The organism is Enterococcus sp. AZ129, from assembly GCF_051714505.1.
GTDB lineage: Bacteria > Bacillota > Bacilli > Lactobacillales > Enterococcaceae > Enterococcus > Enterococcus faecalis.
The window spans coordinates 1,701,546-1,725,470 of sequence record NZ_JBIORY010000001.1; the positions used below are offsets into that span (position 1 = coordinate 1,701,546).

The 23,925-nt window shown below is 35.3% G+C and carries 23 protein-coding genes and 3 pseudogenes; 6 read left to right on the top strand and 20 right to left on the bottom strand.

Translation table 11 applies throughout. The annotated features are described in order from the left end of the window. Positions 1–207: 207 nt before the first annotated feature. The 7 genes and pseudogenes from IGJ90_RS08490 to yqeK form a co-directional block, all read right to left on the bottom strand. Positions 208–1,998, bottom strand: coding sequence for a C47 family peptidase (locus IGJ90_RS08490; protein WP_438767983.1), 1,791 nt, complete (start codon positions 1,996–1,998; stop codon positions 208–210). Positions 1,999–2,020: 22 nt separating this feature from the next. Further along, entirely contained in the window at positions 2,021–2,677 is a 657-nt protein-coding gene (locus IGJ90_RS08495; protein ID WP_002374584.1) for a hypothetical protein, read from the bottom strand. 117 nt (positions 2,678–2,794) lie between these two features. Then, entirely contained in the window at positions 2,795–3,493 is a 699-nt protein-coding gene (locus IGJ90_RS08500) for a hypothetical protein (RefSeq protein ID WP_002374582.1), read from the bottom strand. Between the two features lie 717 nt (positions 3,494–4,210). Further along, positions 4,211–5,613, bottom strand: a pseudogene (locus IGJ90_RS08505) (IS3 family transposase). Between the two features lie 82 nt (positions 5,614–5,695). Beyond that, a pseudogene (locus tag IGJ90_RS08510) lies at positions 5,696–5,939 on the bottom strand (hypothetical protein). A 231-nt stretch (positions 5,940–6,170) separates the two neighbouring features. After that, positions 6,171–6,278: pseudogene (locus IGJ90_RS08515) on the bottom strand (DUF4767 domain-containing protein); the annotation flags it as partial. Positions 6,279–6,368: 90 nt separating this feature from the next. Then, positions 6,369–6,947: a bis(5'-nucleosyl)-tetraphosphatase (symmetrical) YqeK gene (gene yqeK, locus IGJ90_RS08520; RefSeq protein WP_002385850.1), complete on the bottom strand. Its 579-nt coding sequence runs from the start codon at positions 6,945–6,947 to the stop codon at positions 6,369–6,371. A 230-nt stretch (positions 6,948–7,177) separates the two neighbouring features. On the opposite strand from yqeK, the gene IGJ90_RS08525 reads away from it, so the two are divergent. After that, positions 7,178–8,083 carry a polysaccharide deacetylase family protein gene (locus IGJ90_RS08525; RefSeq protein WP_104659665.1) on the top strand — a complete coding sequence of 302 codons (906 nt, stop codon included), beginning with the start codon at positions 7,178–7,180 and terminating at the stop codon, positions 8,081–8,083. A 121-nt stretch (positions 8,084–8,204) separates the two neighbouring features. On the opposite strand, the gene rplS is transcribed toward IGJ90_RS08525, so the two are convergent. The 4 genes from rplS to IGJ90_RS08545 form a co-directional block, all read right to left on the bottom strand. After that, entirely contained in the window at positions 8,205–8,552 is a 348-nt protein-coding gene (gene rplS / locus IGJ90_RS08530) for a 50S ribosomal protein L19 (RefSeq protein ID WP_002357176.1), read from the bottom strand. A gap of 143 nt (positions 8,553–8,695) precedes the next feature. Further along, a complete protein-coding gene (trmD, locus tag IGJ90_RS08535; protein ID WP_002381776.1) occupies positions 8,696–9,436 on the bottom strand; it encodes a tRNA (guanosine(37)-N1)-methyltransferase TrmD in 741 nt (246 codons plus the stop codon). Next, on the bottom strand, positions 9,426–9,950 hold the full coding sequence (gene rimM, locus IGJ90_RS08540) for a ribosome maturation factor RimM (RefSeq protein ID WP_002360070.1): 525 nt from the start codon (positions 9,948–9,950) through the stop codon (positions 9,426–9,428). Before rimM ends, trmD begins: the two co-directional genes overlap by 11 nt. 107 nt (positions 9,951–10,057) lie before the next feature. Beyond that, complete coding sequence (locus tag IGJ90_RS08545) at positions 10,058–11,419, bottom strand: Nramp family divalent metal transporter (protein WP_002360069.1); 1,362 nt, start codon at positions 11,417–11,419, stop codon at positions 10,058–10,060. Positions 11,420–11,616: 197 nt separating this feature from the next. Here IGJ90_RS08545 and IGJ90_RS08550 point away from each other — a divergent pair, with 197 nt between their 5' ends. From IGJ90_RS08550 to IGJ90_RS08560, 3 genes are all read left to right on the top strand, one after another. After that, entirely contained in the window at positions 11,617–11,991 is a 375-nt protein-coding gene (locus tag IGJ90_RS08550; protein WP_002419919.1) for a VOC family protein, read from the top strand. 221 nt (positions 11,992–12,212) lie between these two features. Further along, a complete protein-coding gene (locus IGJ90_RS08555; protein WP_002383106.1) occupies positions 12,213–12,821 on the top strand; it encodes a TVP38/TMEM64 family protein in 609 nt (202 codons plus the stop codon). Positions 12,822–12,921: 100 nt separating this feature from the next. After that, positions 12,922–14,724 (top strand): glycerophosphoryl diester phosphodiesterase membrane domain-containing protein, encoded by a 1,803-nt coding sequence (locus IGJ90_RS08560; protein ID WP_002366851.1) that lies wholly within the window; start codon positions 12,922–12,924, stop codon positions 14,722–14,724. Between the two features lie 45 nt (positions 14,725–14,769). On the opposite strand, the gene IGJ90_RS08565 is transcribed toward IGJ90_RS08560, so the two are convergent. From IGJ90_RS08565 to IGJ90_RS08585, 5 genes are all read right to left on the bottom strand, one after another. Continuing rightward, positions 14,770–15,456, bottom strand: coding sequence for a Bax inhibitor-1/YccA family protein (locus IGJ90_RS08565; RefSeq protein WP_002360066.1), 687 nt, complete (start codon positions 15,454–15,456; stop codon positions 14,770–14,772). Further along, positions 15,449–15,934 carry a MaoC/PaaZ C-terminal domain-containing protein gene (locus IGJ90_RS08570; RefSeq protein WP_002357164.1) on the bottom strand — a complete coding sequence of 162 codons (486 nt, stop codon included), beginning with the start codon at positions 15,932–15,934 and terminating at the stop codon, positions 15,449–15,451. Before IGJ90_RS08570 ends, IGJ90_RS08565 begins: the two co-directional genes overlap by 8 nt. A gap of 198 nt (positions 15,935–16,132) precedes the next feature. Beyond that, complete coding sequence (murC, locus tag IGJ90_RS08575) at positions 16,133–17,470, bottom strand: UDP-N-acetylmuramate--L-alanine ligase (protein WP_002357163.1); 1,338 nt, start codon at positions 17,468–17,470, stop codon at positions 16,133–16,135. 154 nt (positions 17,471–17,624) lie between these two features. Next, on the bottom strand, positions 17,625–18,578 hold the full coding sequence (locus IGJ90_RS08580; RefSeq protein ID WP_002360064.1) for a hypothetical protein: 954 nt from the start codon (positions 18,576–18,578) through the stop codon (positions 17,625–17,627). Positions 18,579–18,695: 117 nt separating this feature from the next. Beyond that, on the bottom strand, positions 18,696–19,655 hold the full coding sequence (locus tag IGJ90_RS08585) for an aromatic acid exporter family protein (RefSeq protein WP_002360063.1): 960 nt from the start codon (positions 19,653–19,655) through the stop codon (positions 18,696–18,698). A 102-nt stretch (positions 19,656–19,757) separates the two neighbouring features. Here IGJ90_RS08585 and IGJ90_RS08590 point away from each other — a divergent pair, with 102 nt between their 5' ends. Then, a complete protein-coding gene (locus IGJ90_RS08590; RefSeq protein ID WP_002366855.1) occupies positions 19,758–20,369 on the top strand; it encodes an FUSC family protein in 612 nt (203 codons plus the stop codon). A 40-nt stretch (positions 20,370–20,409) separates the two neighbouring features. Here IGJ90_RS08590 and IGJ90_RS08595 read toward each other — a convergent pair whose 3' ends face one another. Beyond that, positions 20,410–21,291 carry an ROK family protein gene (locus IGJ90_RS08595; protein WP_002360061.1) on the bottom strand — a complete coding sequence of 294 codons (882 nt, stop codon included), beginning with the start codon at positions 21,289–21,291 and terminating at the stop codon, positions 20,410–20,412. 2 nt (positions 21,292–21,293) lie between these two features. Then, positions 21,294–21,596, bottom strand: a complete 303-nt coding sequence (gene yidD / locus IGJ90_RS08600) for a membrane protein insertion efficiency factor YidD (RefSeq protein ID WP_002357157.1) — start codon at positions 21,594–21,596, stop codon at positions 21,294–21,296. A gap of 177 nt (positions 21,597–21,773) precedes the next feature. On the opposite strand from yidD, the gene IGJ90_RS08605 reads away from it, so the two are divergent. After that, positions 21,774–21,926 (top strand): SPJ_0845 family protein, encoded by a 153-nt coding sequence (locus IGJ90_RS08605; RefSeq protein ID WP_002357156.1) that lies wholly within the window; start codon positions 21,774–21,776, stop codon positions 21,924–21,926. A gap of 16 nt (positions 21,927–21,942) precedes the next feature. On the opposite strand, the gene yihA is transcribed toward IGJ90_RS08605, so the two are convergent. Both yihA and clpX read right to left on the bottom strand, forming a co-directional pair. Continuing rightward, positions 21,943–22,524 (bottom strand): ribosome biogenesis GTP-binding protein YihA/YsxC, encoded by a 582-nt coding sequence (yihA, locus tag IGJ90_RS08610; RefSeq protein WP_002357155.1) that lies wholly within the window; start codon positions 22,522–22,524, stop codon positions 21,943–21,945. Positions 22,525–22,621: 97 nt separating this feature from the next. Beyond that, complete coding sequence (gene clpX, locus IGJ90_RS08615) at positions 22,622–23,875, bottom strand: ATP-dependent Clp protease ATP-binding subunit ClpX (RefSeq protein ID WP_002357154.1); 1,254 nt, start codon at positions 23,873–23,875, stop codon at positions 22,622–22,624. Positions 23,876–23,925 lie beyond the last annotated feature (50 nt).

Here is a 23,925-nt window from a genome sequence, read left to right on the forward strand (position 1 = left end):
AGGAATATTCTCTTTTTTCGCCTGTATAGCCATTTCTTTGATGTGAATCGGATAAGAAACTCGATTTCCCATTGAAAAAGCACCTCCTAGTTAAATTCATTTTACCGTAAATTCAACAAGAGGTGCTTTTTTATTTTGTCTTAGTTTATTGGATCAGTTCCATACCATGCTGGTACTTTTTTGTAAATTTATTTTCTAAAATAAATATCATTTAAAATTTAATCCTTTTTTATCTACCCAGCCCCTTAAGTCTGGACTATACACATACGAACCTGCATCCTGCGTGATGTGAATATATTGACTAGCATGATTATTGACATTACTTAAGTTATTGAATCCTTTTTTCCCCCAAGGCAAAGTGTCTATTGATTTTCCATTGTTCAAAACAGTTAAATGATTTTCTGTATTTTTAATAGTCCATTTTGTATTAGTAACAGTATTGCTGTTCTTTATAGCATCTACTTGACTTTGTGTGCTTACACTAAACGCTTCCTTATCTATCCAACCTAAATCTGGCACGAAGTAATATGAACCATTACGAGCAATTATGGTTACAGACTGATTTATATGGTCTTTTGTGTATCCTATGTGCTGAATACCTGATTGCCATGGAATATAATCAATAGAAAAGCCTGAATTAACGATTTTTGTAGGAATACTCATTGAAATTACTTCTGTCAATGCACTTTTTTCAACCCATCCTTTTAATTCATTACAATACAAATTTGTTCCAGTTTCTTGAGTAGCCGTTACGACCCATCCAGCAAATTTTCCAGAAGAATTAATGTATTCTGATCCAATACGTCCTGTTGGTAAAGTTTTAATTGTTCCAGACTGGTTATTAACCATCATTGTTTTACTTACCTCAGTAACCGTCACTGGATTTTCAGAAACTTTTAAGGGTTCTTTACGTAAATTAATTCCCGAGAATGCCCAATTATATACGTACGAATTTAAATTCCAATGACTAATATCTTGTTGATTCGTTAACATTACTTTATTCCACCAAGGATTCCAAAAATAATAATATGATTCAGCTGAAGGGTTACTTGGAACGATGTACCCCATCAACACAATTGCATGCCCTTTATAATCCGAGCCTTCGTATGTGGGTTTTAAAGAAACATAAATTGGTGCATTTTTATCGATTTGTTCCTTCACACCATTTCTATCTAAAGGTTTTATAGCCATGTCTAATGTATAACCATATTCTCTTTGCATCACCTTAATGACTTCTGACATAGTTCCTCCAGTGACATAATCAGTATTCAGTAGTTGCTCTTCTGTAGCATTAGGATATTCTTTTTTTAATAAATCTTTTGCATTAGAAATTTCATTTCCTTCCACAGTGTTCATCATTGCTGTCAGAGCATACCGTGTACACCAGGGAGCATATGTTTGAGTTTCAGTAATCATCCAGTTTGGTATAACTTTTCTAGTGTACTCTGGTACAATATCATCTGGTACAGAGCGCTTCTGTCTAGTAGATTCTTTTGCTGTTTGCATAATATTTACTGACTGATCATTGTAAGCTTGTTTTTCAATAACTAGTTGTTGTGTGTCATTATCTACTTTCAATGAAAAACATGAACCTTCTGATGTAGTTGTCAAATTATTTAATTGCTCTACAAATTGACTTGATATTGTTATTGACGGTTTGCTATTTATCATTGAAATCTCTAAAAGATTTGCAATAGTTCCTGTTTGTTTGTTAATAATAGGAAAGAACGCATCTTCATAGATTACTTCATTTGTAAGCAAAAATGGCTGTCCTAAATAGAATTCATCTACATTCAAAGAATCTGTGTTTTCCATTATTGACAAATTTTCGAAATAAAATTTCCAATTTTTTTGTGCTTGCGCTGTCAGTTCTTGATTCACTGCCTCTGTTTGAATGTACAAAGAAGAAGTATTAGATTCTGCTGCAAATGCTGGAATTCCTACTAACATACTCAATACAAATAAAATCATACCACCAAAAATTTTTTTTGCTCTCAATTAAATTCACTCCTTGAAATGTTTAATTTAGTGTAATAGATCCAATGTATGAATAATCTTTTTGGGGATTCCCATTTGTTGAAAAATCAGTTACACGTAAATTATTCACATTACTATTCACATTAATTGTGGTTGGCGTTATATATTTGGAATTCCAAATACTAGCCATCATAAAGTTTTTGTTCACTTGACCATCTCCTTCAACGTATACATATCCATATGCAACTGTAAGTAAATAAGGCTCCATCCAATCGAATTTATCTGGTTTAAAGCACAAAAGAACGGGATTTAAACTGTCAATTTGTTGTTTAATATTGTCATATTTAATTGTAGTCTCATCATTCCATTGCATAGTAACTCCCAAAGATTCTGCATATCTCATGCAATCTTTTATAGACGCTGAAGAATTTTCTAGTTCTTTATCCCTTCTTGTAGGATAGACATATTTTAAAATAGATTTAGCAGTAATATCTGTTCGCTTCGTTTTGTAATTAAGAACCTTCGCAAAAGCATGCTCAGTTCCTTGCAAATCGTCATATTTTTCAAGAGAATTGAATCCTTCTAAGCTCTTCATTTGAGGTGCTGAAGCAGCAAAAACTTGGCTTCCACAGCCCAAAAATAAAGTTAGTGAAACAATTAACATATATAATTTAAAGAAAGAAACTTTTTTCTTTTTCAAAGATTAACACTCCTCATCTTCATTGATTTGTTACTTACCAATATTTTTGCAAAAATACCTGCAATATTAAGAATACTCTCTTAAAATATTGCAGGAAAAAATCTTTTAAAATTCTGGTTAACCTTTATATTCACTTTGAGACCATACATCATATACAGCCGTAAATTTATTCACTTCAAGAACAATCCCTGAATAATTATTTTTATATTCAGTGTTTCTAGCCATATTTTGGAAATACAATGCTGTTAAACCAGAAACACCAGCCATAATACCAACAAAAGGCGCTAATGGTCCTGAAGAAAATATTCCTACTATTCCCCCTATACCAGCTCCTGCTGTTAATACATCAGCAGCATCATACATATTTTTTATAGAGGTTTTTGCAGTGTTATGATCTTGCCAACTACGATAGTAATTCCATCCTTCTTGAAAATCATTTTTATTATAAGGGTTTGTATTGTAAGTAGTGAACTTATTCTCTTTAAACTTAGTCTGATCGATTGACTCTATAGCAATATTGTAAAATGTTTCTTTAGTGTAATTTAAATCTAATTGCTGATTAAGTTTATCAAAATCAAAACTATAAACAATGTTTCTTACATCATCTTTGTTGTAAACATAATGACCATCTTCAATCTGTAAAACCGAAGTAATCTGATCTTGCATTGCTAAAAATTCTCTTGTAGCTACTTCTTCCTCTTTGCTTTGCTCAACCATATTCATTTCTTCATTACTTGCTGCCATAGCCACACTTGGCACACCAATCCCACCCATTAAACTAATTGCAACAATAGAACACAAAAAAAACTTTTTCATATTAACTCTCCTCTATAAAATATTTTTTGTAAGCCTTTACATTATTGTACACCTGTATTAGAATTGTGTAAACAACAAATATTAGGAGGATAATCATGAATCTGATATCATACAAAAACTATTTAATTTATACGGTTATTCTAATTTTCACATTATTATTTTTCTTCATCAAATTTGGTTATTCCAGAGCCTGGGAACAACCTATCCTAATTTTAGTACTTATAGGTTGGCTTTTGTTTTCAATTTTGTACGAAATTAAAAAGAAAAAGTATTCTAAATCAAAATCGTTGAGTAATTTGATAGTATCTTTTGTGTTCTTGTTACAAATATATCAAGTTAATAGTGTAGTTTCTAAGTTAGTTTTAACATTATTCTTCAGTGTCTGTTTATTTTTAACATTCTATGAATACATAAAATACAAACAAAACAAATAGTTATTTTAAAAGTATTCTGGTCTCTAAAATTTTGACCGTCAACGAAGTATCCTGTGTTTTCTATTTTTTTAATCTCTTTTAATAAAATAATTATTTGTTAAATCATTAAATGGTATAGAATGGTTATATGAAGCAAAAATCACTTCTTTACAAATTTATCTCTTTGGCCAGTCGTCTGAAAACGGCTGGCTATTTATCTGGTAAATAAAATAAAAACAATCAGTGGTTGTAGCGACCCCAAAAAGTTAGACTTTTTATAGAGTGGATTTTTCCACTCTATTTTTTATGCAGTTTTTTGATTGAATTGTCGAAATTCTACTGGGCTTTTCCAGTTAAGTTTTTCCTTGATTCGGTGATGATTGTAATAATAAATGTAGTTCTCAATTGCTTCTATCAATTCATTTTGACTTTGATAGATTTTTCCATAGTACACTTCTTGTTTTAGGATACTGAAGAAATTCTCCATAGGAGAATTATCTAAACAGGTTCCTTTTCGAGACATACTTTGAAAGATATTGTTGTCCTTTAATGTTTGTATATAGACATTCATTTGATAAGCCCAGCCTTGATCAGAGTGAAAGGTGCGCCGATAGGGACAATCATTTGTTTGAGAAATTGCTTCTTTCAGACCTTCCATAATTGTTTTACCATTTGGTTGAGTAGAAAGGCTATAGCTTAGAATTTCACTATTATACATATCCATAAATGGATCTAAGTATAGTTTTTTCTGACGAAAGATGCCTGCGTTATCTGCTTCAAAGTACTTAAATTCAGTTGTATCAGTTGTAATTTTTTGATGAGGAACAGAGGTTTTAAATCGGCGACGAATCAAATTTTTAGCGATTTTACCAACGATTCCTTTATAGGAATTATATTTTCTGGATTTCTTAGTAAAAGCTTTGACTTGTAACTTTAACTTTTGTATTAATCGCTGGACTTTCTTTTTATTCACTTGAAATCCACGTCGTTTCAATTCTTGGGTTATCCTTCTATAGCCATAATGTTGATGTTTTTTACGAATCGCTTGAATCTCTTCTTCAATGATTTGTGTTGAAGCTGTTCTGTCGAGGCGTTTTTGCCAGTACATGTAAGTAGATTTTGGAAACCTTAGGGTTTCCAAAATATCTTTTAATCGAAAGTGTCTTCGGAGACTGTGAATGATTCGTGCGATTCGTTCATTTTTTGTTCGTCCTCTAAACGCAGTCTCCTCAATTCTTTTAAATAGGCATTCTCAATTTTTAACATTCTATTTTCTTTTTCTAGTTTCTCTACTTGAGATCGTTCACTTGGTAGTGGTTGGGGTTCATTTCGTTTCTTTTTAGACATGGTAGGTGGACGTCCTTTCTGTTTAGAGAGTCCCTCTATACCAAACTTCTGATACGCTCTAAGCCAATTCGCAATCAATGATGGATTGTTCATTTTTAGAAGATTAGCTACTTCTTGATAGGACAACTCTGTTGTTAAATATAACTCTATCGCATCTAGCTTAAATTGAACAGAGTAATTCTTATTTTTTCGACTGCGAAGTAGGCCTTCTTCACCAAGTTCTTTATAGGCATTTATCCATTTGCTTATTTGAGAACTATCTTTAAACCCATACTTCTTTGCGAGAAACCTTAGACCTCCTTGACCAGATAAGTAGTCATGAACAAGTTTAAGTTTAAATTCAAAACTGTATTTTGCCATACAAAAAAACCTCCAAAAGTTAGATTTCTAGGTCTAACTTTTGGGGGTCGGCTCAGGTCGATTGCTTTTTTTGTGCATAATTTTAGTGTAATTCCTTGTAAGATAGATACAGCAAATAATTTGTTTTTTCTATGAATTGATAAAGAGCTAGTTTTACTGAAGTTCCCAAATCCATCACCTTGTTTATTCTACTTTCTATCTCTTCCTTGTTATAAGTAAAAAAAAATATCTTCCCATACCAACGCTATTACTAATTCTTCTTCATGAAAACTTATAAAATAGGTACATCTATAAGAATTTCCTCTTTCATGAGCATAAATTTGCATACAAACCTTTTCCTTCCCTTTTTATTGATGGACATCAACCACTATTTTTTTCATCCTACTGGTACATCATAAGTTGCAATTACATAGGAAAATATTTATTCTGAACACAAATTTTTCAAAACTATTGAATTCAACAAGTACATCAATACAAACCAAAGAGGTCAAAACGTTTAAGTTTTTGACCCCTTTATTTTTAGTTGAATAATACACAACTAGCTTTTGTCTTATTCAAGTTGCTGTCGGCTTGCTTGATTTGCTTGCAGTGCTATCACCACTTTTGTTGGAAGAACATCCTGATAAAATACTCAATAAAAGACCTATCAAGATTATTTTTTTCATTGGGAATCCCTTCTTTCTGACAAGAATACTGTACTACTTTTCCACTTTTCTCACCAGCAAAACTCGACTAAAAACGACTATGTTTATTTGTTATTTAATTATCAAATTAAGTTGATTGTAAGCATCCCATAACCAAGGATGCACGACTTTAATATCGTGTTTCAAAATATAATCGATATAGAAATATGCGGCATTTTCTAAAGAACAATTTAAAGCTTGTAATAAACCATCTAAGTATGGTGGCTTCCCTTCTTGATCCCACTTTATTTTATCAGCGACAAACAAAACTAAATCTATGTCCGAATAGTTTTTCTTCAATGTTGTATGGCATTCAATAGCTGATAAAATTTCATTGTCTTCAATACCAAAATCCATTTTCGCAATAGACTTAGAAATTTTTTGATGAATTATCATTGGAAAGGCCATTTCTGCTTCGTTTAATTCAATCCCATATTTTTGTGCGACACTAATTCTCTGATTATTTGGATAAATCGCAGAGATATCGTGTAAATATCCTGCAATACTTACTTTTTCTGGACTAGTTAAATATTTTTCACCAAGTTGATAGGCATACTCTCCAACTTCCATACAATGATAATACGTCTTCTCACAGTTTTTACTCACTAAATATTGTTTAATTTCATTTTTCAACACCTGTTGATGATCCATTTCCACAGCCCTTTCTCATTTCTCATTACGATTACTCTTCTAGATAAATAAAGTATACTCCTTTCATCCTCTAGCAACCTTTTATTTTTTATTAAATAAACAACTAACTAAATTGAAAAAATTGAAACTTTTTGGTCCTCAAATTCGTCTATAACTAATAGGACGTTCAATTTTGTATAACGTGGAGGTGTATTTTTTAACTTTTTCATTAACCAAAGAGGAGTGAAAGTATGCGACATAAGAAAAGAAAATTCAAAATAAACGGGTATGTATTATTTAGTGCGTTAATCCTCATTGTTCTTGTTTTCATTCAAACGTTCCTATTAACTCAACCCAAGATAACAAGTAAAAATGATGATACTACGCAGACATCGACTAAAAATTCAACTGCAAAAAAAGATTCCCCGACCAAGTTAGAAAAGGAATCAACATACATGACTATTTCATCAAAAAAATATGCTTATTCAGCAGACAAAATCAGAAAATATATAACTGGAGAAGAACCTTACAAAGGTGAAAAATTAGTATTCTTAACCTTTGATGATGGCGTTAATAATCAAATAACCCCACAAGTCCTAGATACATTAAAAAAGTATAACGTCCACGCAACTTTTTTTCTTGTAGGAAATACCCTAACTTCCGAAAATCAAAACATAGTGAAACGCGAAGTCGCAGAAGGGCATTCAATAGGCTTTCATAGTTCAACTCATGATTATGCAACGTTATATCCAAACGGGATTGTCAACACTGAAGAAATACAAGCGGAAATAGCGGACATGGAGAACTCTCTAAAAAAAATACTGGGCGAAACATTTCAAACAACTCTCTGGCGATACCCAGGAGGTCATATGTCATGGGGAGGTACAGAAAAATCTGATGAATTATTCAAACAACTTGGCATCCATTGGATTGACTGGAATGCGATGGTTGGGGATGCGGAGCCGTTAGACAGACAGCCTACTACAGTCGCAGAAATGCTCGCTTTCCATCAACATTCACTTGAGGTTTATCCGGATTATAATATTAGAGTAGTCTTAATGCATGATTCAGTAGATAAGGAATTAACAAAACAAGCATTGCCACAATTAATAGAGTTTTATCAAGCAAATGGTTATCAATTTGGTGTCTTATATTAGAGCAACTCGGAGCACTAAAGGAAGTATTTCTGGTCTTAGTCAATGTTGATTTTCTGCTTAATTACACACAAAAACACCCTCTTGCTCAGCAAGAGGGTGTTCGTTTGTCGAATAGTAAAGATTAACGACGGATTTCTTTGATACGAGCTGCTTTTCCGTGTAATGCGCGTAAGTAGTAAAGTTTTGCACGACGTACTTTACCGTAGCGAACCACTTCAATTTGAGCAACACGTGGTGTGTGTAATGGGAATGTACGTTCCACACCAACACCATTTGAAACTTTACGTACTGTGTAAGTTTCGCTGATTCCAGCACCACGGCGTTTAATTACAACACCTTCGAATAACTGGATACGTTCACGAGTACCTTCGACTACTTTCGCATGAACGCGAACAGTGTCACCAGGGCGGAACGCAGGAATATCCGTACGTAATTGTTCTTGTGTTAATTCTTGAATTAATGGATTCATTTTATCCTTCTCCTTATTCCCAAATATTCTTATGGTCACTTCTGCCACAGCGGAATATTGTAATAGTTAGAGCGCATTGCACTCACCAAATTAGTTTACCACAGACAAAATAAGCTGTAAAGAGAATTTTCTTGAAAGTTCCCTTATTTTTGCTCTTCTTGTTTAATTTCCTCTAATAACTTCAACATTTCAGGCGTCATTTCTACTGATTCCAACATGTCAGGTCGACGCAAAAAGGTCCGTCGTAATGATTCTTTTAGTTGCCATTCTGCAATTAATTTATGGTTACCATTCGTTAGCACGGCAGGGACTTCCATATCGTTGAAAATAGCAGGTCTGGTATATTGTGGATGCTCTAATAGGCCAGTGGAATGTGAATCCGTTTGTGCAGAAAGATTGTTACCTAAGACATCAGGTAATAAACGGACTGTCGCATCAATCATGACCATTGCGCCTAATTCGCCCCCTGTTAAAACGTAATCCCCCAATGAAACTTCATCTGTGACCATCGTGCGAATTCGCTCATCATAGCCTTCATAATGTCCACAAATAAAAACTAAATGTTCTTCTTGTGAAAATTCCTCGGCCATTTTTTGATTAAACGGTTTTCCTGCTGGATCTAATAAGATGACCCGTTTTGGCTGCTGGTTTGTCTCTTCTTCAATTGCTTTTAGGTTATCATAGATCGGTTGTACTTTTAAAAGCATCCCCGCGCCACCGCCATACGGATAATCATCGACCGTTTGGTGTTTGTTATCTGAAAAATCGCGAAAATTAGAGACATTCAATTCTAATAACTGCTTTTCCCGAGCTTTCCCAATAATTGATTCCCCCATTGGTCCTTCAAACATTCTAGGAAAAAGAGTTAATACATCAATTCTCATCGTCAATCAATCCTTCTGGAATGTCCACATCAATCCGTTGATTTTCGACATCGACTTTTGTAACAACGCCTTCAATATACGGTAAAAGCAAATCTTTTTTCTTTGGTCGTTGGACGACCCACACATCATTCGCACCAGGAGATAAAATTTCTTTAATTTTTCCCAGTTCACTACCGGTTTCATCATAAACAGTGGCACCAATGATTTGGTGATAATAAAATTCGTCCTCTGCCAATTCAGCGAGATTGTCTTTTGCAACTTTTAAAATACCGTCACGATATTTTTCAACATCATTGATATTTGGATGTCCTTCAAAGCTTAAAATGTCAAAATTCTTATGCTTGCGGTGGGACTTCACGACCAATTCAATTGGTGCTTTTTTCTCTTGAAATAGCAGTAACGTTGCCCCTTTTTGATAACGTTCTTCTGGAAAATCCGTTTTCGAAATGACCCGAACTTCTCCTTTGATTCCTTGTGTGTTCACAATTTTTCCTACATTTAAATAATCTGTCACGTGAAAGCCTCTCTTCCTTGTATTTCATCTTTCCTATTCTACCATTTCTTACGCGCAAATTCTATGAAAAAACAAAGGCCAACTTTTCCAGTCAGCCTTTGTTTTTATTAATTCGTTAAACCAGTTAATGTGCCATAAATTAAAAATAAATTCAATAACGTCAAGGCAATTGCAATAATCCAAGCTAAAAATTTCACCCACGCTGGATTCGCAAATTGGCCCATTAATTTTTTATCACTTGTATACATCGTTAAAGGAATAATCGACACTGGCAAAGCAATACTTAGGAAAACTTGCGTATAAAGCAACAAGTCTTCAACAGCCGTTTCGCTACCGCCATAAATAATGACACAGATAATGACTGGCACAATTGCTAACAAACGAGTTAACACTCGTCTTGCCCACAACGGCATTTTTAAATGGATAAAGCCTTCCATTACAATTTGTCCTGACAGCGTACCTGTAATCGTTGAATTTTGACCCGAAGCCAGTAAAGCAATTGCAAAAAGAATACTTAACACTGGGCTAGCAATATTACCAACAATATCTGGATTTTTCAGAGCATCAAATAAATCAACGAATTTACCTAATTCACTGTTGGTTCCATAAAATAATGCTCCCCCTAGGATTAGCAACAAACAATTTACGACGAAAGCAACAGTTAATTGAATATTTGAATCCCAAGTAGTGAAACGAATTGCTTTGGCTTTCTCAGCATCATCGTTACGATCAAATTTCCGAGCTTGCGCAATGGAAGAATGCAAATATAAGTTATGAGGCATGACTGTCGCTCCAACGATTCCCAAGGCTAAAAATAACATGGATTTATCTGTCGCTATTTTTGTGTCTGGAATAAAACCTCGTAATACTTCACCAACATTTGGATCTGCTAATGCCACTTCATAAGCAAAAACAAAAAAGATGACTGCAATTAAACAAGAAACAATTGCTTCGATTTTGCGAAAGCCTAACTTTGTCAGTAGCAAAAGTAATAAAACATCAAACGTTGTTATCAACACACCAATTAATAATGGAAAACCAAATAATAATTGCAAAGCAACGGCACCACCAATTACCTCAGCGATATCTGTAGCCATTATGGCTAACTCCGTCACCACCCACAAGGCAACGCCCGTTCGTTTACTTGTATGCTCTCTAGTCGCTTGGGCTAAATCCATTCCTGTCACGATTCCTAAGCGCGCAGCCATACTTTGTAGTAACATGGCAACTAAACTAGAAAGCAAAATCACACTAAGTAACGTGTACTTATATTCCGCTCCGCCAGCAATTGACGTAATCCAATTTCCTGGATCCATATAACCAACAGCCACTAAAGCGCCAGGTCCGCTATAGGCTAACAAAGTTCGCCAAAAGCTTGCGTTTTTAGGTACCTCGACGGTATTATTTATCTCTTCTAAACTAGGCCCATTTGCATAATTAAGCATTTTTTCCGTTTTCTTTTCTTTCATCCAACATCCCTCAATCTATCTTGTTCACACATTTCACTTTTAGGTATACCTAAAACTAGTTAACATAATTATAGTCTTCTTATTCTTCGTTGTAAACTGTTACATTCTAATTTTTTTAAGCACTTTCGCTATAAATCGTTTGGTTTTTACCAAAAAATCCCTTACACTTATTTTATCATAGATCGGAGGTTATGAGGATGAAGTTAGATATGGTCGGTATTATCGTCAACGATATGACACAAGCACTCTCTTTTTACCAAACGCTAGGTTTTAACGTGCTGGGAGAAGCTTCGCCCGATTACACAGAATTACAAAACAATGGCGTCAGGATTTCTTTAAATTCACTACAAATGATTACTGGCGTCTATGGGTTTGCGCCTAGTCAGCAAGGCGATAAAATCGAACTTGCTTTTCTTTGTGAAACGGCCGCAGAAGTTGATAGCACCGTGAAAAAAATGAGCCAAGCTGGTTACATTGTTTTTAAAGAACCTTGGAATGCACCTTGGGGCCAACGATACGCAATCATTAAAGACGTAGATGCAAATTTAATTTCACTCTTTGCCCCTCTATAATATTACTAAAAGATGTGCCACTTTCGTTTCTTCAACTCTCTTTCGAAAGATCAGTGCAGAATGGGTCTTAAGTAGGATGTCTTTTCTGTCTCTTTTTTTGTATAATAAACTTATCAAATGATGCGTATCTTACAACTTTGTTCGTTTGCAGAAAGAACAAACGATGTTTTTTATTGATAAAAAGTTATATACTAAAAGTACGATGAGTATAACTAAAGGAGATGAGAAATGTGAGTGTTACCCTATCTAGAAAAATTGTTAATATTATTTCCATTTTGGGCATTGTTGCAACCATAATTGCAACCATCTATTTTATCCGATTAGGTGTCTTCAAGGACATCAATGCACTAAGAGGACTAGTAGGGCAATCTGTCATTCTCGGTCCGATTATTTTCATGTTAATTCAGATTATTCAAGTGGTTATTCCGATTATTCCTGGTGGTGTTAGCTGTGCTGCAGGGGTCTTGATTTTCGGGCCAACAATGGGCTTCGTCTATAATTACGTTGGTATTGCACTTGGCTCTATTATCATTTTCTTATTAGGTCGTAATTATGGGAAACCATTCATTATGAGCCTTGTCAGTGATAAAACATATAACAAGTATATCGGTTGGTTAGACAATGAAAAACGTTTTGAACGATTGTTTGCTTTAGCAATTTTCTTCCCGATTGCACCGGATGATGCGCTTTGTTTAATGGCCGGTTTAACAAAAATGTCTGTGAAAAAATTTACTCTGATTATTTTACTAGCAAAACCTGCTTCTATCTATTTATATAGTCTTGCGTTAATTTATGGCGGTACATTTTTAACTAGCTTACTGGGAATGTAAAATAAATAAAAAAGCGAACGGACTAAATCAAAACTCTGCCTGTGTCAGTTTGATTTAGTCCTTTTATTATGGAATTTTGGTAGAAACTGGGGGACTTTTGATGTTTAGTTATTTTAAAAATAGTATTGTGAATACGCTAGATTTTCTTAAAGGAACAACGGCGTATTTTCGCGACGTGCTCTTGATGCACGGATTTATGTTATTCGTTCTATTGCCTTTATTGACAAGTTTGTCCAAATTGGTACTCAAAGAAGGTGGGATTGATTATATTTCCTACGATAACTTAGGGGCAATTGCTACGCAACATCCCTATGTCCTTTTGACTTTTCTACTAATTGGGCTATTAATTTTACTGGCGCTCTTTTTTGAATTTACCTTTTTATTGCTTAGTGTTTATTTTATTAAGAAAAAGCAACCAATTACTCTAACGCAATTATTGCACGGCACCTTGCTTCAGATCAAAAAAGTTCGAGGAATTACCTTTCTGTTTTTCCTGTCATATTTCTTTTTGATTTTACCATTAAGTGGGTTAACCTTCCGCTCTTATTTATTAACAAGAGTTAAGATTCCAGCCTTTATCTTAGATTTTATTTTTGCAAATCGCGTCATTATTATTATTGGTTTCGTATTGTTAGAACTGATTATCTTATATTTAGCGATTCGACTTGCTTTTGCCCTTCCAGAGTTGATTTTACGTGATGTTGGTTTTCGTGAGTCTTTGAAACGTAGTTGGCAAATTACAAAGCGACGCTTTTTCCAGATTTTAGGGCAATTTATTATCATTGGAGGAACTGTTTTAGGGATTTTTACGGCTGGCTATTTCTTGATATTTTTAGGTCAAACCGCCGTTGAAACGTTTAAACCTGAGTGGTCTTTACCTAGCGCTGTCATCGCTATGACACTCCTTCAGGTTATGATGCTTTTAAACTTGGTGTTGTCTAGTGTTGCTATTTTTTACATTATTGTTGATGATATGGAGGATGAAGGGATTTTGCCTGACACGCCAGAATGGTTCACCCCGAAATCAGAGGTTCGGGTAGAATGGACCACCTTCAGAGTCGTTCTTTTTTGTTTGATTGCAATCATCTTCGGAATTGGTGTAGGCACCTATAATACGAATTACCTAAGTCATACACCTGACCGAAAACCGGTTACCATCTCCCATCGTGGTGTCAATGGTAACAATGGCGTTCAAAACACCTTAGACTCTTTAATCGAGACCAATAAGGCAAAACCTGATTATGTTGAAATGGATATTCAAGAAACCAAAGACCATCAATTTATTGTCATGCACGATTTTAATTTACGGGCGTTAACGGGCGTTAATAAACGACCGAATCAATTAACACTTAAAGAATTAACGAATATGAATGTCACAGAAAATGGTCAAACTGCTAAAATGGTTTCTTTCGATGATTATTTAGCCAAAGCCAATCAATTAAAACAACGTTTATTAATTGAAATCAAAACCACGCCTCAAGATAGCCCTGATTTAGTGCAGCGCTTTGTCAAACAATACCGTGAAAATATTTTAGAAAACGGTCATATCCTTCATACCTTAACCTATGATACGGCGATGGCCTTAAAGAAAGAAGAACCACGCTTTTATGTAGGCTACGTTATTCCTTTTAACATTGTGGGACCACCTAAAATGCCAGTTGACTTTTTTACTATGGAATACAGTACAATGAATCGTAACTTTGTAAATGCCGCTCATCATGATGGGAAAAAGGTTTATGCTTGGACAGCAAATGATGAAGATGTTATGACGCGAATGATTTTTTATGGCGTCGATGGCATCATTACCGATCAGCTCAGTCTACTGAACGAAACAATGAAAACCGATTTAGAAAATCCAACGTACTCCGATAAACTGTTGAATTTCGCTATTGGAATGGGTTAAAAAAAGAGCCAATCTGCTGAGCAGATTGGCTCTTTTACGTTCATGTTAGTTGTTTTTACCAAAAATTCTTAAGAAAGCTAAGAATAAGTTGATGAAGTCAAGGTATAATTGTAATGCGAAGAAAACGGCCATCCCAGTACCTGCTTGATCACCTGTTTGCGCATAGACTTGGCGTATACGTTGGTTATCATAAGCAGTAATCCCTGAGAAAATTAGGACCATTAAAATGGAAATAAAGAATTCTACAGCATTACTGTGTAAAAGGAACATATTTAGCAACATCGCAATGATAATTCCGATTAAGGCACTATAAGCGGCATGACCAACTGCTGATAGGTCTTTCTTCGTAAAGACACCTACTAATGACATCGCGCCAAAGGTAGCTGCTGCACTTAAAAATGCGCCGGCCACTGTTCCACCAGTATACATTAATAACGTCACGGATAAAGTGACACCATTTAATAATGCATACGCAACAAATCCTGCAATCGCAATGGTTGGATTCTTCTGTGCTTTTGCGCCTAGATATAAAACTAAGCCAATTTCAACAAGCCAAATCATCCAAAAAGCTAAGCTTGATTTGAATAAAGTAGCTAGAACAGGTAAAAAGACAGTCGTCATTGCATAAGCCATGATTGCGCTAATACCAATTCCTAACGCTAAAAATCCGTAAATTTTGGCATAAAATTTATTCAAACCTGTGCCAGTTTGGATATACTCTTGATTATTCATAAGTTAAAGTCCCTTCTTTCTCTGTTAGTTCATCAATCGTCACTTGGGGTGGTTGAACCATCACCACTGCATCTAACACGCGATTTTCTTGCTCATTAACAGCCTCAACTGAAATGGTAATCACATCTTTCATTTTGTCGACTTTGATTACTTCTAATTGGAAAGTCAATGTTTCGTAATGAAAAACGGGTTCCACAAAGTTCACAGAGAAATTCACAACATGTGAACCTGGTCCTGGTAAATGTTTTGAAATCGCACTAGTGATAATTCCCATCAGCATAATTGATGGTACGATTGGTTTTTCATATTCTGTTTTTTGGGCATAATCATGTTGGATATATAAAGGATTCGCATCATTGGTCAAGCCCAAGTAAAGTAATAAGTCCTTGTCTTCAATTGACTCTGTCAAGGACAACGAATCTCCCTCTTCGATATCTTCGATGGTTTTGCCTAATTTTCTCGGTTTTCCGATATTCAAATTAGTACACCTCCGTTATTGATAAGATAATTGTACCAAAATGTACTTAAAAGGCAAGCTAAAAAGTAGTCCTTAAAGGATGTTTAAACAAAACCAACTTATCTACCATGCTAGCATTCTAAAAACAAACAACGGAACAGGAGCAGCTTCTTATTTTTTGAAGCCAGATACCCCTGTCCCGATTTTGTTTATGTTCTCTTATAAAACGTTTCTAGTTGTGTTACTTAGTAATGTTTCGTAAGCTTGTTCAAATTTCTGAACGTCGCCAGCACCCATAAAGACCACCACTGCATTTTCAAAATCTAGTAAAGGCGACACATTATCTTCGGTAATTACTTGTCCACCTTTTTGAATTTTTTCACCTAAATCTTCAATGCGTACCTCGCCTTGTGTTTCACGCGCAGAGCCAAAAATATTACATAAGAATACTTCATCTGCCAAATCCAGTGCTTCAGCAAATTCATCCATTAAGGCAATTGTTCGTGTAAATGTATGTGGCTGGAAGACAGCAATAATTTCTTTGTCAGGATATTTTTGGCGGGCGCCATCAATCGTTGCTTTAATTTCAGCTGGATGGTGCGCATAATCATCAACAATAATCATGTCACTGACTTTTTTCTCGCTAAAACGACGTTTCACACCTTTAAAACTTAGCATTTCTTCTGCGACTTTTTGCATATCAAGTTTTTCAAAATAAGCCACAGCAATCACACCTAGCGCATTCATGATATTGTGATGGCCAAATGCTGGTAAGACAAAATGACCTACAAAATCATCCTTGTGATAAACATCAAAAGATGAGCCTTCCGTTGTTCGTTGAATATTTCGTGCTTGGATATCATCCTCTTCGCTGACACCATAATAATAAACTGGCACTTCTGATTCTAACTGGCGAAGATACTTATCATCACCATAAGCAAAAATTCCTTTTTTGACTTGATGAGCCATTGTTTGGAACGCTGAAAAAACGTCCTCAATGCTCTTGTAGTAATCTGGATGATCAAAATCGATATTCGTCATAATCGCATAATCTGGTGAATAAGCCAAGAAATGACGGCGATACTCACACGCTTCAAATGCAAAGAAATCAGCATCTGGTTCGCCGTGGCCAGTGCCATCCCCTATTAAATAACTAGTTGGATTGATACCACTTAATACATGTGCTAGCAAACCAGTCGTACTTGTTTTCCCATGTGACCCTGTTACAGCAATGCTTGTGTACGGTTCGATAAAACGAGCAATGAAATCGTGGTAACGAATTACTTCTGCGCCTAATTCGATGGCGCGGGCGATTTCCTCATGGGTATCTGGAAAAGCATTTCCAGCAATAACAATCATGTCTTTATCAATATTATCTGCATTAAATGGTAAAATAGGGACACCTGATTTTTCAAGATCCCGTTGTGTAAAGAAATACTCTTCTACGTCTGATCCTTGAACGTTGTAGCCTTTTTGGTGTAAGACCAACGCTAATGAGCTCATGCCAGAACCTTTAATTCCGACAAAATGGTATAATTTGTTCTCTTGATTTCCCATTATAATCCTCTTCTCTGTCACTATATAAAACATACCTTTTTTAAAAAAATTTCAATCATACGAGATTCATTATCGTATAAAACAAAAAAATAATCAACTATTAAAACAGAATAAAAAACTTACATGTTTCAATTCCACATGCAAGTTTCATCTCTTAACTAAAATATTTACTGTTTTCTAATACAGAACTTGAATCTTCTAGCATCCCACTTAATGGTTTATCCAAGATACCCTTTTTCTTTTCTTCTGTCACAGGTGCTTCCGGCTCCACTTGAGCATTCGCTTTAGCTAATTTTTTCCCATAAGCAGTTTGACTTTTAGCATTTTTCTTTGCAGCATTCAAACGGGAACGCGAACGTAAATCCAACGCATCTTCGCCAAAACGTTCTAAGTCTGGTTTGATTTGTTGATATTGTCGTCTAGTTAAAGGAATCTCAGGTTCTGAGGTTGGAATATTAAACTTCCGCACCGTTGGATCTTCTTCCGTATCTTTCACTTGAAAAGCCGTTGGTTCATCATCAAGAATGACATATGAACGCCGATCTTTTTTCATTGCTTTTAGCAACTCTTCTTCAGTAAAACTAGGTTCCTGTTCCTCAGGAATCACAGAAGCCGGGATATATTTAGGAACAAAATAAGAAGGTGTCGTTTTCTGCACTAATGGTGATGCGGCAGGTCTACTTGGTTTCGCTACGACTTCTTTTTTTTTATACGTTTGTGTCCAGCCATTTCCTTTTGGCGTCCCAAAAAGGCTATTATTTTTTTTCGTTGCTTGTTTATTTTTCGTTGCTTTACTAGCATGTTTTGTGTAGTCTGGCAAATTAGAACGATGACGTGCTAATTGCTCTTGTTGTGCTGCCGTTAATTGTTGTGTTTGTTTATTTGTAGTTGATTGATTCGTTGTTGGTTGTTGGACGGATGGTGTGCTTTGTCTAGTATCTTCGGCAGATGTTGCAGTTCTTCTGCTACCAGACATTGCTTTACCAATCAGATCATCTTGAAATAAGTTACGTTCATTATCTGTTGGTAATTTTACGCCCTGTTCATCATCATATGCTGGAAAACGGAAATGTTTTCTCTTCACTTGAGCATTATCCATTGCGGTCATTCCTTTTATTTTTCTTTCTCATTAGTTTAACACATTCTCAATGAATACTAAAGAACTTGCCTGAATTTTTAAGAGAACAAAAAAAGAAACCTCCGTTTAAAAAGGTTTCTTTTTTGTTTATTTATCTAGTTGTAATTTGGCAAAGTCCGCTTTGACTTGAATGAATGACTGAAACAATTGTAAAAACTGAAAGAGTCGCGCCCGATTTTCAAATTCACTTCTTGTTTGCGGCAATGGTTTTGTGCGATAGGTTTCATAAACGGTCTTAATTCGATTCATAATTTCTTGTCCATCATTATTCTCTGCAAATGTTTCTGCCGTATATTCCAACAATTGTTGAATATAGCGAACTTGTTGCGCATCAACAGTAATATCTTCTAATAATTCCAACATGTTTTTTAGAATATTACTTTGCATTTTTCTCATCGCAAAGTACTCTAAATAGTACGTATTGGTAGACAGCAATTGATTCTCGGCATGATTTTTGGCCCACGTCTCACCTGTACGAATAAAGGTTTTTAAATCTGCACAATGCATGACCAAATTTCGCTCTCCTGCAGCGTTGTTTAAATGTAGCGCCATTTCCCTTAAAATTTTACGAAACATTGTTTCAATGACTTCTTGGTCTTCTCTTAAACGTTTTTCTGTATCAGGCATATAAGAATTAGCTAATAACGCTAGTCCCACACCAATACTCATTAATAAAAACTCATTTCCAATAATCGCCCAAGAAAGATTTTTTTCGACTAAATAATGAGTTACCAAAACGGAACTCACAACAATCCCATCAGATAATTGAAAATACACAGCTGCTGGAATAAATAATAACAAAAAAATACCAAAAGCAATCGCTGTAAAACCTAAAAAAGTAAAACAAATATACGCTAAAATAGTTGCTAAAGCTAAGGATAACAAACGATAAATTCCTGTCATGACAGATGTTTTTTTCGTGCTAGTAACACTTAAAACTGAAATAATCCCTGCCGAAGGGGCATAAAGTAATCCCAGTTTTTCCGCAATAATCATTGCTAATGCAGCGCTAATGGCTGTCTTGACTGTTCGTAAACCAATTTTCATGCATACTCCCCTTAAAAAATAATAATTCTTCACTTTTCTCTAGTAATTTTACCTCTATTTCGGTTATCATTAAAGAGAAAAGTTATTTAGGAGCGAATATTTATGATAGTGGGTCGATTTCGTTTAGGCATGCGAACGTTAAAAACAGCAATTGCTGTCATGCTGTGTATTCTTTTATTTCAATTTTTCCATCGTGGCTCACCTATGATTGCCTGTTTAGCAGCTGTTTTTTCGCTAAGACAAGATTTAAATACCAGTTTGTCTTTTGGAAAATCGCGCATTATTGGAAACACATTGGGTGGCTTTTTAGCTTTGCTTTATGTATTAGCACAAGATTATTTTCCTAATCAAAACTTAGTAGAATTAATGCTACTACCACTTTTAGTCATTATCGTCATCGTTGTTTCTGATGGGATTAATAACAATGCTGGAATCATTTCTGCAACTGCGACACTTTTAATGATTTCTTTAAGTATTCCGCAAAGCGATTCCTTTCAATATGCAATGGAACGTGTGTTGGATACATTCATTGGGACCTTTATAGCGATTGGTTTAAACGTCTTTTTACAACCTAAGCCAGCAGAAGAAGCCCATGAAATTTCTGAAGATTTAGCTGAATTAGAAAAGAAAGAAAAAGAACTAGAAGCTTTACGCCAACAAGTTCAAGCGCGGATTGCTGCAGAAGAAAACACTGACGACAAGGCAAATAAATAAAGAAACAGCCGATTGAAGAGAATAACAATCGGCTGTTTCTTTATAGTTCCCAATTCGTTTTTGCTTGAAAGTTGGCGGCTGCACCAATCAAGTTGGCATCATTTTGATAATGGCAGGTCACGATTTCTGGAACAAAATCTTTTAATTCAAAGGTCTGTAAATGCGTTAGCATCCTGCGATTAATCTCTGCTAATAAGCCTTCTTTAGCAGAAACACCGCCTCCAAGTACAATCATTTCAGGATCATAAGAAAACTGTAAGCCGAATAATCCTTGTGTTAAATAATCATAAAAATTATTGACTTCTTCGCGAGCAATCTCATCTCCTCGTTGTGCCAATTCAAAAACTTCTTCTCCTGTCACCGCCTGTTTTTCGACTCCAATTCGTTCACAATAGCGCTGAGCCATTTTGACAGCTGTGCCAATTTCACTGAATGTTTGGCCATTACTTAAAAAGTTCAGTCCAAACTCGCCTCCATATAAATGAGCGCCTTTGTACAATTCACCATTGCGAAAAATCGCTCCGCCAATTCCTGTCCCAATAACGACAAAAAGCACTTCTTTTTTCCCTTTCGCCGCGCCTTCATATATCTCAGCTAAACCAGCACAATTCGCATCATTTTCGATAGTCACTGGTAAGCCAAACAACGCTTCTAATTCTTCATAAATGTTAAAATGATGAATATATGGAATGGCGGAAATCCCTAAAATCTGTTGACTTTTTTCGTCAACTACTCCAGGTGAACTAAAAGCAACACCACTAATCGACTCATTTCTTTTGTCTGCATAAACCGAATATAAATGCGCTTTCATTTCTTCCCAAGAGCCAGGTGTTGGAAAGCTCCCTTGATTTGTTAATTCTTTGCCTGTCCAAACGCCGTATTTCACGGAAGAACCGCCAAGATCAAATGCTAAAATTGCCATATTTATCCATCCTTTTCTACTTCTGTTTTCTTATTTCTTCGATACGTATACGGTCCATGATAGGTCTCATCAGGATTTTTCGTCAAGCGAAATTTCAACGGAACATAGTCAATGCCGCCTTTAACAAAAGGATGACATCGTAAAATCCGTGCTACCCCCATCGTTGTTCCTTTGACACTTCCATGTGTATGAATTGCATCAATCATATATTGTGAACACGTTGGGTAATAGCGACAACGTGCAGGCAATCCTGGAGAAATAAATCGTTGATAAAAACGAACACCGCCGATTAACGGATTTTTCATAAAGTGCCTTCTTTCTAACTAATTCTTACTAAAGAATAGCTTGTTTTTTCATGTTTGGCAAGTCCTAGTTACGAGAAATTACACTAGACCCAACTATGACGAATTCTTACATTTCTGTTGCTATCCAAATGAAAAAAAACGTGCTACACTATAAAAAAAGGAATGGAGGCTTAGTAAATGGGATTAAAATTTGAACGTTCCAATGACTTAGATAAACTCTTCGATTCTTTCGCCGTTGATCCATTAAAGAAAGAAGTACCTCTTGAAGAACTGGCAAAACAACGACAAGAAGTAAAAAAAGAAGAAGCAAAAAAACAAGCAAAAGAGTAATTTTGCTTGTTTTTTTCTATAGAAATTTTTCAATTGCTGTCCAAGCTGCTTCTTTTCCTTCTTTTGTTTCAGAAGAGAAAATAATAAAGTCATCTTGTTTATCAAAATTCAAGGCTTTTTTGATGACACTCTCGTGTTTGTTCCATTTGCCCCGCGGAATTTTGTCTGCCTTAGTTGCCACAATAATAACTGGCAAATCATAGTATTTCAAAAATTCATACATTTGGATATCATCTTGGGTCGGCGGATGACGTAAATCAATTAAAGAAACGACTGCACGTAATTGCTCACGTTGCGTGATATACGTTTCAATCATTTTTCCCCACTTCGCACGTTCTGTTTTAGAAACTTTGGCATAACCATAGCCAGGAACATCCACAAAGTGTAAGGCATCCTCAATTAAATAAAAGTTTAGCGTTTGCGTTTTACCAGGTTTACCTGAAGTTCTTGCTAAATTTTTACGATTAATCAAGGTATTAATAAAAGATGATTTCCCAACGTTCGAACGTCCAGCTAAAGCAATCTCCGGTAACTGAGATTCAGGATATTGTTTAGGGGATACCGCACTAATCACGATTTCTGCATTATGTACGTTCATTGTTTTCCTCCGTTCTTCTATTCAGTCTTTCATTCAAAAGCTTAACAAAAACAGCTCTTTCGGAGATCCGCCGAAAGAGCTGTTTTCAGCTTCAATCTTATACAGCTTCTTTATCTTTTTTGTTATAAATAATTGTTGGTTTACCGGTACCTTCAGCTGCCATTTTAGTAATGATAACTTTTTCAATGCTTTCATCTGAAGGAACATCAAACATTACGTCCATCATAATTTCTTCAATGATTGAACGAAGTCCGCGTGCGCCTGTATTACGTTCAATGGCTTTGGCTGCGATGGCTTTTAATGCTTCTGGTTCAAATTCTAATTTAGTGTCATCAAGAGACAATAATTTTTGATATTGTTTCACCAAGGCATTCTTCGGTTCTGTTAAAATTCGAACTAAATCATCATTCGTTAATTTATCAAGCGCAGCCATTACAGGTAAGCGTCCAATAAATTCTGGAATTAAACCAAATTTCAATAAATCTTCTGGAATAATATGTTGCATGATGCTTTCTTCTTCATTTAAAGCAGAATTAGTTTTACCAAAACCAATAGTTTTTTCGCCTAAGCGGTTTTTAACAATGGTTTCAATTCCATCAAATGCTCCACCAACGATGAAGAGAACATTCGTTGTATCAATTTGGATAAATTCTTGATGTGGATGTTTGCGGCCCCCTTGTGGTGGTACACTTGCAACTGTCCCTTCAAGAATTTTTAGTAAGGCTTGTTGAACACCCTCACCTGAAACATCTCGAGTAATCGAAACATTTTCACTCTTACGGGCAATTTTATCAATCTCATCAATATAGATAATGCCCTTTTCCGCACGTTCAACATTATAGTCAGCAGATTGTAGTAATTTTAAAAGGATATTTTCAACATCTTCCCCTACATAACCTGCTTCTGTTAAACTGGTCGCATCAGCGATTGCAAAAGGTACATTTAATGTTTTTGCTAACGTTTGAGCCAAGAAAGTTTTACCTGAACCTGTTGGTCCAATTAAACAAATGTTACTTTTTTGCAATTCAACGTCATCTTGAGTTGCAGCTGTTTCTGATTGATTCACACGTTTATAGTGATTGTAAACAGCAACAGAAAGTGTGCGTTTTGCACGTTCTTGTCCAATAACATATTCATTTAAAACATTTAAAATTTCTTGGGGTTTTGGCACATCCGTTAATTCTCGGACTGCTTCATCATAAAATTCTTCATCAATAATCTCTTTACATAGATCAATACATTCATTACAAATATAGACACCCGGACCAGCAACAATTTTTTTTACTTCTTCTTGTGTTTTCCCACAAAATGAACAACGAACGGTCCCGTTATTATCCGTATTGTCGTACATGTTCGTCACCCCTCTAAAAATCAAAAAATGACTGTCATCACAGTCTCTCA

What these genes read in the sequence shown, in the direction of transcription:
- IGJ90_RS08500 (WP_002374582.1), bottom strand. Translation starts at nt 3,493, where the DNA reads ATGAAAAAGTTTTTTTTGTGTTCTATTGTTGCAATTAGTTTAATGGGT.
- yqeK (WP_002385850.1), bottom strand. Translation starts at nt 6,947, where the DNA reads ATGGATCATCAACAGGTGTTGAAAAATGAAATTAAACAATATTTAGTG.
- IGJ90_RS08525 (WP_104659665.1), top strand. Translation starts at nt 7,178, where the DNA reads ATGCGACATAAGAAAAGAAAATTCAAAATAAACGGGTATGTATTATTT.
- rplS (WP_002357176.1), bottom strand. Translation starts at nt 8,552, where the DNA reads ATGAATCCATTAATTCAAGAATTAACACAAGAACAATTACGTACGGAT.
- trmD (WP_002381776.1), bottom strand. Translation starts at nt 9,436, where the DNA reads ATGAGAATTGATGTATTAACTCTTTTTCCTAGAATGTTTGAAGGACCA.
- IGJ90_RS08545 (WP_002360069.1), bottom strand. Translation starts at nt 11,419, where the DNA reads ATGAAAGAAAAGAAAACGGAAAAAATGCTTAATTATGCAAATGGGCCT.
- IGJ90_RS08550 (WP_002419919.1), top strand. Translation starts at nt 11,617, where the DNA reads ATGAAGTTAGATATGGTCGGTATTATCGTCAACGATATGACACAAGCA.
- IGJ90_RS08555 (WP_002383106.1), top strand. Translation starts at nt 12,213, where the DNA reads ATGAGAAATGTGAGTGTTACCCTATCTAGAAAAATTGTTAATATTATT.
- IGJ90_RS08560 (WP_002366851.1), top strand. Translation starts at nt 12,922, where the DNA reads ATGTTTAGTTATTTTAAAAATAGTATTGTGAATACGCTAGATTTTCTT.
- IGJ90_RS08565 (WP_002360066.1), bottom strand. Translation starts at nt 15,456, where the DNA reads ATGAATAATCAAGAGTATATCCAAACTGGCACAGGTTTGAATAAATTT.
- murC (WP_002357163.1), bottom strand. Translation starts at nt 17,470, where the DNA reads ATGGGAAATCAAGAGAACAAATTATACCATTTTGTCGGAATTAAAGGT.
- IGJ90_RS08580 (WP_002360064.1), bottom strand. Translation starts at nt 18,578, where the DNA reads ATGACCGCAATGGATAATGCTCAAGTGAAGAGAAAACATTTCCGTTTT.
- IGJ90_RS08585 (WP_002360063.1), bottom strand. Translation starts at nt 19,655, where the DNA reads ATGAAAATTGGTTTACGAACAGTCAAGACAGCCATTAGCGCTGCATTA.
- IGJ90_RS08590 (WP_002366855.1), top strand. Translation starts at nt 19,758, where the DNA reads ATGATAGTGGGTCGATTTCGTTTAGGCATGCGAACGTTAAAAACAGCA.
- IGJ90_RS08595 (WP_002360061.1), bottom strand. Translation starts at nt 21,291, where the DNA reads ATGGCAATTTTAGCATTTGATCTTGGCGGTTCTTCCGTGAAATACGGC.
- yidD (WP_002357157.1), bottom strand. Translation starts at nt 21,596, where the DNA reads ATGAAAAATCCGTTAATCGGCGGTGTTCGTTTTTATCAACGATTTATT.
- IGJ90_RS08605 (WP_002357156.1), top strand. Translation starts at nt 21,774, where the DNA reads ATGGGATTAAAATTTGAACGTTCCAATGACTTAGATAAACTCTTCGAT.
- yihA (WP_002357155.1), bottom strand. Translation starts at nt 22,524, where the DNA reads ATGAACGTACATAATGCAGAAATCGTGATTAGTGCGGTATCCCCTAAA.
- clpX (WP_002357154.1), bottom strand. Translation starts at nt 23,875, where the DNA reads ATGTACGACAATACGGATAATAACGGGACCGTTCGTTGTTCATTTTGT.